Raw genomic sequence first — 3872 nt, 5'->3', positions numbered from 1 at the left:
GCGGGCGCGGCCGAGGAGTCCTCCGCCGCCCAGGCCCAGCACCTGTTCGACATCAACGTCTTCGGCGTGATCCGCATGACCAACGCGGTCCTGCCGTACATGCGTGCGGCGGGCAGCGGACGGATCGTCAACATCTCCTCCATCGTCGGGTTCATGCCGCAGCCCTACATGGCCGTCTACGCCGCCTCCAAGCACGCCGTCGAGGGCTACTCCGAGTCCGTCGACCACGAGCTCCGCGAATACGGCATACGGGTTCTGCTGGTCGAGCCCGCCTGGACCAGCACCGCCTTCGACGCGGCCAGCGTCCGCCCCGACCGGCCCCTGGACATCTACGCCAAGCAGCGCCACGTCTTCGAGGAGTACATGGCAGGCGCGGTCAGGGACGGTGACGACCCCGCCGTCGTCGCCAAGGAGATCGTCGCGGCCGCCACCGACGACAAGCCCAAGGTCCGCTACACCGCCGGCGCCATGACCGGACGCGTGCGCACCATGCGCCGCGTCGTCCCCACCCGCATGTTCGACCAGCAACTCCGCAAGATGAACCAACTGCCCGCCTGACGCCCAACGACACAGGGTGTCTGACACCCTCGCCTTCACCCGACAGGTGCAAGAGCGAAGCAGACCTCTCGCCACCCGCCTCCTCGATCACCGAACGGCTGCACCGCACCGCGAGCCGGTGTCAGGCGGATGACAGCCCATCCCTGGGCTGTGCCGGGTGGCACCGGAACCGACCGCAGGGCGTCCGCTCGGCGTGCCACGGGCCACTGGCTGATACCGACACCATCACCCTCCTGTACCCGGTCACCGTCGACACCGGCCGCATCCGCTGCGAAGGCACGGCTGTGCATCTCGGCCGGCGCACCGCCTGAATCACCGGGAGCCACGATCACGGACCTCTGCGGCAGGCTGTTCGCCCACGCCACCAGCAGCTGCCCGCTCTTCCCCGCCCGCGCGTACCCCTCAACAGGCCACCCAGGGCACCTCTCCGACTGCCTGACCTGCGGCTGAACCACCAACCCCGACCCGATCAACAACCCTTCATCCCGTCACGCCTTCACGCCTTCACGCCGACTCGATCACCAGGGACCTCTCATGAACCTCTCCGCCAGCACCGTCCTCGTCACCGGAGCCAACCGGGGTCTGGGCCGGGCACTCGCCGCCGAGCTGCTCAGCCGCGGCGCCACCGTCTACGCCGGCGCCCGCAACCCCGCCCAGGTCGATCTGCCGGGCGTCAAGCCGATCGCGCTCGACATCACCGACCCCTACTCGGTCGCTGCCGCCGTCAAGGCAACAGGCGACGTGACGGTCCTGATCAACAACGCCGGCTCGTCCACCGGCACCGACCTGCTCACAGGCGATCTGGACAACATCCGCCTGGAGATGGACACCCACTACTACGGCACCCTGTCGGTGGTCCGCGGTTTCGCGCCCCAGATCGCGGCCAACGGCGGCGGCGTCATCCTGAACATCCTGTCCGCCCTGTCCTGGTTCAGCTTCCCGGGTTCCGGCGCCTACTGCGCCGCCAAGTCCGCGCAGTGGTCCCTCACCAACTCCCTGCGCCTCCAACTCGCCGACCAGGGCATCCGGGTGGCCGGACTGCATGTCGCCTACATGGACACCGACATGACCCGGGCGGTCACCGCGCCCAAGTCCGCCCCCGCCGACGTGGCCCGGCTCGCCGCCGACGGCATCGCCGACGGCGCCTACGAGATCCTCGCGGACGACGTCAGCCGCGAGGTCCGGTCCGGGCTGGCCGGCGGCGTCGTCGCCCTCTACCCGGAACTGCCCTGACGAGCAGCCGTCTCGCCGAACCAAACGGAGTGGGCATGCCCGCTGATCCCGAGTCGTGCGGTTGAAGATCGGAGCGGGATTCCCTGTTCGAGGGAGATCAGACCACAGCCGCGGGCCCGTCAGCAGCACGTGATTCAGCGTTCTACGAGGTCACGATGCGGGCAGCCGTGTCGACCGGTCCCGGTCTGGCACCGGTGTGAGGCCGGTCCGCGAATGCCTGGCCGCCGTAATCGATCAATGTGCCGGCTCCCCGAGGGCGAATGAGGTCCAGCGGTCACTTCGAGCAGGTCGAGCGCGAGTTCGCGGCGACCGCCGACGTCGGTGCTCTACGGCTGGGCGGTCAACAGGGCTGTACGTAGGGCCTTCTTGTCGGTCTTGCCGACATTGGTCCGAGGGAGGGCCGTAGCAACCGAATACGAGGCAGGGGCGTAGAGGTCCCCGAGCACATGAGTGATCTGGCGGGTCAGCGCGTCGGAGTCCGGGACACGGGCGGGGTCCTGAGGCACCAGGACCACGTGCACCTTCTCTCTGCCGTCCTCACCGGTCAGGCCGATGGTGGCCGCGTCCTTCACCGCGGGGAGCGAGATCAGGAAATCGTCGAGCAGGCGTGAGTAGACGTTGTCGGCGGTCCGCCCGGTCACGATGATGTCCTTCACCCGGTCGACCAGGTACAAGTGCCCCTGGTCGTCCTGGCGGGCCAGGTCGCCGCTGCGGAACCAGCCATCGGCGCCCAGGACTTCGGCCGTACCTTCAGGATCGTTCCAATAGCCGTCCATGACGGTACCGCTGCGCACATACAGTTCACCGATCTGTCCGGCCGGCACAGGCCTGCCGTCTGCGTCCCGCAGCTCGACCTCGGCTCCGGGGCGCGGGCGCCCGCAGCTGGTCAGGGACCCGGGCCGGGTCAGGTCGTGTTCCTGCGGCGTGAGTTCGGCGACCAGGCCGTTCTCGGACGCCCCGTAGATCTGGTGCAGCACGGGCCCGAAACGTCCGATGGCCTGCCGCAGCCGGGCGGGAGCCGCGGCCGCACCGGTGTAGAAGAGGGTACGCAGCGAGGGGAAGCCCTCAGCGGGGCAGTCCGGATGGTCGAGAAGCTCATACAGCATCGGCGTCACCGTCATCATCGAGGTGACCTGCTCGCTACGCATCACCGACAGGGCGGTACCGGCGTCGAATGTCCTCAGCAGTACGACTGTGGCGCCGGTCAGGATGCCTATGAGGGAGGCCAGATGGCCGCTGGTGTGCGTTGCCGATGTGCAGACGAGCATCTTGGGATCGGCTGAGACCTCGTCACCGTACCTCCCCGACACCCGGATCAGAGCCTCGTAGTAACGGCTGCGATGCGTGACCAGCCTGGGCGCCCCGGTGGTGCCCCCGGTGTAGAGCAGCGTCGCGACATGGCGGCCGTCGGCTGCCTCGTGCGGCGTGAGGTCGGTGGTGTCCGGGGCCACAGCGAGGAAGTCCGGCGCGAGTGATGACCGGCCGATACCGAAGACGTGCGGGACATCGACCCGGTCGGTGATCTGTCGGGCCCGCTCCTCGAAGTCGGGATCGAAGAAGAGCGCCTTGACCTGGGAGCGCTGGAGGAAGGCTTCCAGCTCACTGTTACCGGGCTCAGGCGGTACGAAGACCAGCCGACAGCCCGCGAAGTGCGCGGCCAGCATCAGTAGCAGTGCTTCGGGCGAGTTCCGCGCGAAGAGGGCGACCCCGTCGCCGTTCCCCAGCCGGGTGTCCCTCAGCAGTGTGGCGTACCGGAGGACCGTTCCGAGGGCCTCCGTTCCGCTGATCCGGCGCGTCCCGGAGACGATCGCGTCCCGGCTGCCGGTCGCCTTCAGCCGGTCCAGGACGGTGACGGTGTAGTTCTCGATGTAATTCATTGCCCTGTTCTGTCACGAGAAGATACGGCTGGTCCGATGCTTCGGGCCCGCCTCGGTGGCGGCCGTACCCCGCCGGGCTCCGTTCCGGCGGGGTACGGCGTCTCGCCGCGGAGGTGTTGTCAGCGGTCGAGGAAGGTGTTGACCTCGGTGCCGAACTGGACGGCGTACTGGTAGAGGAAGCCGTGGCCGGCGTCGGGGTAGATG

The 3872-nt window shown here is 68.5% G+C and carries 3 protein-coding genes; 2 read left to right on the top strand and 1 reads right to left on the bottom strand.

The features are described from left to right. Together ACWCRJ_RS44440 and ACWCRJ_RS44435 are read left to right on the top strand one after the other, a co-directional pair. The coding region (locus ACWCRJ_RS44440; RefSeq protein WP_450944676.1) for an SDR family NAD(P)-dependent oxidoreductase at positions 1-558 on the top strand (558 nt) is incomplete at its 5' end. Between the two features lie 534 nt (positions 559-1092). Beyond that, positions 1093-1791 carry an SDR family oxidoreductase gene (locus ACWCRJ_RS44435; RefSeq protein ID WP_450944675.1) on the top strand — a complete coding sequence of 233 codons (699 nt, stop codon included), beginning with the start codon at positions 1093-1095 and terminating at the stop codon, positions 1789-1791. Between the two features lie 326 nt (positions 1792-2117). On the opposite strand, the gene ACWCRJ_RS44430 is transcribed toward ACWCRJ_RS44435, so the two are convergent. Beyond that, the gene (locus ACWCRJ_RS44430; RefSeq protein ID WP_450944674.1) at positions 2118-3668 is read right to left on the bottom strand and encodes an AMP-binding protein; all 1551 of its coding nucleotides are present in this window, start codon (positions 3666-3668) and stop codon (positions 2118-2120) included. Positions 3669-3872 lie beyond the last annotated feature (204 nt).

The sequence above is a fragment of the Streptomyces sp. NPDC002324 genome (assembly GCF_053593335.1).
This window is presented reverse-complemented; position numbering and strand designations above follow the sequence as displayed.

What these genes read in the sequence shown, in the direction of transcription:
- ACWCRJ_RS44435 (WP_450944675.1), top strand. Translation starts at nt 1,093, where the DNA reads ATGAACCTCTCCGCCAGCACCGTCCTCGTCACCGGAGCCAACCGGGGT.
- ACWCRJ_RS44430 (WP_450944674.1), bottom strand. Translation starts at nt 3,668, where the DNA reads ATGAATTACATCGAGAACTACACCGTCACCGTCCTGGACCGGCTGAAG.